The organism is Pseudomonas sp., assembly GCF_026224925.1.
Lineage (GTDB): Bacteria > Pseudomonadota > Gammaproteobacteria > Pseudomonadales > Pseudomonadaceae > Aquipseudomonas.
In genome coordinates this window covers 1-4437 of record NZ_JAMFRV010000044.1, presented here as the reverse complement: position 1 = coordinate 4437, position 4437 = coordinate 1, and the positions used below count along the sequence as shown (strand labels likewise).

Genomic DNA, 4437 nt, shown 5'->3' with positions numbered 1-4437 from the left:
ATTCTTACCTTGGCTTGGGCTCGGGCACGATTGGCTTGAAGATCCAGGCCTGGCCGGTCATCGGGCCAATTCTGGCGCGTAGCCTGACGGCCAAAGCCAAGCAAGCTCGCACTAAAGGCGAACGAATTCCAGGTCCGTTCACCGCCCTGACGATTTATGGGTTTGCCACCGTCCGTATGCGTCGCTTCAAGAAAATGCTGGCGATGCATGAATGCGCTCAGGCCGTCATTTGTGATCGATATCCGCAGTTGGAGGTGCCGGGCTTTTACGATGGTCCGGGGCTTTCTGCGGCCCGCCCAAACGGCCCATTCACAGCTTGGCTGGCAAGGCGAGAACTAAACCTTTACGAATGTATGGTCCGCGTGCGTCCCACACTGGTTATCCGCCTGAACATTGATGCGCAAACCGCTTATGCACGCAAACCTGATCCTGACCTGGCGCTGATCAGTCAGAAGGTTGCAATGACTCCGCGTCTTCGTTTCAACGGGGCAACGATGGTTGAGATCGATGCCGGTCGACCTATTGCAGAGGTGCAGGCCAAGTGCATGCAGATTGCTCGACAGGTTCGCCGAGCATCAGGCAAATCGGGCGGCTATGTGCACGGTTCCAGACACATGAACTATTAACGTTCGCCCCCACTTTTTTGCCACTACCTGCGAAAGCGATAAAGCACAGCAGCTTGGCGCTATGCCATAGCCGGTCAAGCGCTACTCGTAACAATTGAGGATTTTATGGGAACGAAGAAGTCAGCCGCGGCGATTCATCGCCAGGTAAATTGGGCCGGGCTCGGCTGGATGTTTCTGTTTTTTTGGTACTTCTCGGGCGTTACCCAGCTTTTGATTGTCAACGCTGGGGTGGCTGGGTGGTCGGGGTTGGTGCAAGCCTCGATGGTCACTGTGCTCTGGATGATTGCGCTTATTTTGTTTCCAGCGCGAACCAGGGCCCTCGCAGGTGTGATCGGCCTCGTCCTCTGGGCGTCTTCGCTGGGTGGTCTGGGCTATTTTCTGGTCTACGGTCAGGAGTTTTCCCAAAGCGTAATTTTTATCATGTTCGAGTCGAACGCGCGGGAGTCCAGCGAGTACTTGGGGCACTATTTTTCCTGGTCAATCGTAGCGGCAATTGTTGCCTATAGCCTGGGTGGTTTGCTGCTGTGGACCAGAGTGCGTCCGGTCTATCTGCCGCGTAAGATAATCCCTGTGTTCTGCCTGGTGTTATTCACCGTGTCGGTTGGTTTCAGCGCGGTTCACCAGTACCTTAAGCGCGATACTCTTGGGCGCGCGGTGGCGGAGTTCGAGGAGAAGATCGAGGCAGCGGCGCCTTGGCAACTGGTCGTGGGCTACCATCAGTATCAGCAGCAGCTGGATAGCATGACTAAGCTGCTCGCCAGCCAAAAGCTGATACCGCCTTTGAAAAACCTGACGGATATTCGCGCCGGCCAACCTTCAACCCTGGTGCTGGTGATTGGCGAGTCGACTAATCGGCAACGTATGAGTCTTTACGGCTATACCCGGCCTACCACACCCAATCTCGATAAACTGCGCGGCGAGCTGCAAGTGTTCGATCACGTCATTTCGCCCCGTCCTTACACCATTGAGACGCTCGAACAAGTACTGACCTTTGCTGATGAGGAACATCCAGATAATTACCTGAGCACCCCGACTTTGGTCAGTGTGATGAAGCAGGCGGGATACAAGACTTACTGGATCACCAACCAGCAGACCATGACCAAGCGCAACACTATGCTCACCACCTTCTCCAAGCAGGCGGATGAGCAGATATACCTGAACAACAATCGAGATCAGAACGAGACGAGTCAGTATGACGCTGGCGTGCTCGATCCGTTTTCCAAGGTGTTAGCCGACGACGCCCCGCGCAAGCTCATTGTGATACATCTGCTGGGCACGCATATGAGCTATCACTATCGCTACCCCAAATCATTTGACTACTTCACGGACCGCGTCGGCGTACCGGCCAATGTTACTGATGACCAGTTGCCGGTCTACAACAGCTATGACAATGCCGTGCGGTACAATGACTACGTGGTTTCGTCGTTGATCAAACGCTTCGGTGAAACTGACCCTAACGGCTTCCTGCTTTACCTGTCCGATCATGGCGAGTCAGTATATGACCCTGTGGCGCCGAAGGTTCTTGGTCGCAACGAGGCAGCGCCAACGCGTCCGATGTATACGGTGCCATTTATGGTATGGAGCTCGCCCAAGTGGAAGGCGCTAGGTATGCCTCAGGATTATGTAGCCGACGTGCATCGTCCTTACAGCACTTCGCACTTCATCCATACCTGGACGGACCTGGCCGGTCTGCGCTTCGACGAGTTTGATCCGGCCAAAAGCCTGGTGAACGCTAAATATAAACAGGGCCCGTTGCTGATTGGCAATCCTCATAATCCAGCCAGCCTTCGCGATTTCAACTCGCTCCCATCCGTTGCGCCGGACGGCTCGATTTCCCCAATGACCAATGATGCAAACGGCTCAAAGGGAAGTGGTGCGAGCAAATTCGAAAATGATGCAGATTGATGTCCCACGTTGTCGCGCCATCAAGGCCGCTTACCTTGCCAATAAGGGTACGCTTGCGGCGGGCCTGCTTACAATTGCGTGCAAGATGCAAGATTTTGTTCCTTCTGGAGAAACCAAAAATGTATGCGTTCAAGAAGTTGATGCTGGTTGCAGCGCTTGCTCTGTTGGTGCCTCAAATTGCTTTTTCTGCACCGACGACGCCCAAGGTGTTTGGCTGGATGGAGGAAGGTTTACTGATGCCGGAAAAAACGTCGATCAAGGTCGAGCTGGACACGTCAGCGGAGAACGGTTCGCTGGCTGTTGGCAACATCACGCCATTCGATAAGAACGGTGAGCAATGGGTGCGCTTCAACGTGCAAACCCCTAAAGCGCTGACCGGTACGATGGTGGATATTCCCTTCGAGCGCAAAGTCCTCAGAACCGAAAAGGGCAAGGGAATCATTGGCGGTGGTCATCGCCAGATCGTGAAGATGTCACTGTGTATAGGCAACCAACTCTATTACGAGGACATGGTCCTCAAGAGTCAGGGCAAGAAGGATTATACCGTCGTATTGGGGCGCAGCACTTTGCGGCATCTGGGCGTGGTGGATGTCACCCTGGTAAATACCGTCAAGCCGGAATGCATAACGGCCGGCAAACCTGCTAGCTGATCACTCCAACCACCCGGTCCATTGCGGCTACACGGACGCGGGCAGATTCTTGCATAAGCGTTGAAGGTTACTTCACAAGGCCTTGCTCCCAAGCCTTGTGATTCTTTCAAGCGTGCCATATGAGTGGCGACAGTTAAATGATTTTGCTGGCGCAGCCCGTTAATGTTTTAAAAAATCACCGCTGCACAGGCTCTTACTATGATCAAACGATGCTTGCCTCTTCTTTTTTTACTCATGCTCAGTTCGACTGTCTTTGCGCCATGGGCCGCGCAAGTGCGGGCCGCTCCTGCGACACAAACCAGCGAACCAACGCAGGAAACCACCCCCCCTGTTGACCAGAAACAGGCGGTCGCGCAGACGCCCGCAAAGGCCGTCAGCGAAGCTCCCCCGGCGAAAAAAACTGTGGCAGACACAACACCGCTTGAAGCGAACGGTTTGACTGCCCGCACTCTGGATGAGTTTGGCGAGTGGATCGCTCGCCTGGGCGGGCAACTGCTCCTTTTCAAACATTCAGCAGCGGAACTCGTCCAGTGGTTAAAGGCCAGTTTTTCTGACGATGCCTGGAGGCAACTGTTGTTTGAATCAGTGTACGGTCTCCTCGCGGTATTTGTGCTTGGGGTGTCGGCACAAGCGGCCGTGAGTCGAGGTTTGCGCTACCCTCGCCGCGCGCTGGCCGAATATGCCGGTAATGTGGCGTCACACATGCACAGGGCTGCGACGCTCGCGCGCGCTGAAGAGAACTTCGTCGCCGCCACGCAACAGTCTGCTGCTGATGATGAGACCAAAGCCCAAGCGGCGCTGGCGCCTGAACAAGAAAACGTAGTCTTGGTCCAAACAGTTCGCGACGGCGTAGAGCACGTCGAATCGCTGGTTGTGCAGGATGCTGAAGGCGTTACACCGGCAACGACGCCCGCTTCTGCGAGCAATCCCGAAGTGACACCAGCACGACATGAACCTATCCCTCATGAGGATCCTGCCCAGGCGATTGTGCTTAGCCATCGCGACATGGCCCATCGCACACTACGTTTGTTCCCGTTTGCGCTCGGCACGCTGTTGCTCGACCTGTTGGGGTTGGTGGCTTTTTTCGGTGCCGCAGCGCTAGCCATTCACTTGCTGCCCACCCTTGATCCTCGCGCACTCTCTGTCGTGCGGGGCTTCGTCAAGGCTTACGTCACAACCCGCATTTGCATGGCGGTGTTACGTGTGTTGATCGCCCCTTACGGCCATGGCGTTCGTCTGTTACGGATCACTCCACT

Annotated in this window: 3 protein-coding genes and 1 pseudogene; all 4 read left to right on the top strand. The window is 55.0% G+C overall.

Annotated features, from left to right (window positions below; all coding sequences use genetic code 11):
• A partial coding sequence (locus tag M0974_RS01965; RefSeq protein WP_297831994.1) for a hypothetical protein occupies positions 1 to 626 on the top strand: 626 nt, incomplete at its 5' end.
• Between the two features lie 105 nt (positions 627 to 731).
• Positions 732 to 2531 carry a phosphoethanolamine transferase CptA gene (gene cptA / locus M0974_RS01960; protein ID WP_297831992.1) on the top strand — a complete coding sequence of 600 codons (1800 nt, stop codon included), beginning with the start codon at positions 732 to 734 and terminating at the stop codon, positions 2529 to 2531.
• Entirely contained in the window at positions 2531 to 3181 is a 651-nt protein-coding gene (locus M0974_RS01955) for a RimK/LysX family protein (protein ID WP_297831990.1), read from the top strand. The genes cptA and M0974_RS01955 overlap by 1 nt, the downstream gene beginning before the upstream one ends.
• Positions 3182 to 3616: 435 nt before the next feature.
• Positions 3617 to 4437 (top strand): annotated as a pseudogene (locus M0974_RS01950) (hypothetical protein); the annotation flags it as partial.

Coding starts and splice junctions, on each gene's coding strand:
- M0974_RS01955 (WP_297831990.1), top strand. CDS start 2,531: ATGTCCCACGTTGTCGCGCCATCAAGGCCGCTTACCTTGCCAATAAGG.
- cptA (WP_297831992.1), top strand. CDS start 732: ATGGGAACGAAGAAGTCAGCCGCGGCGATTCATCGCCAGGTAAATTGG.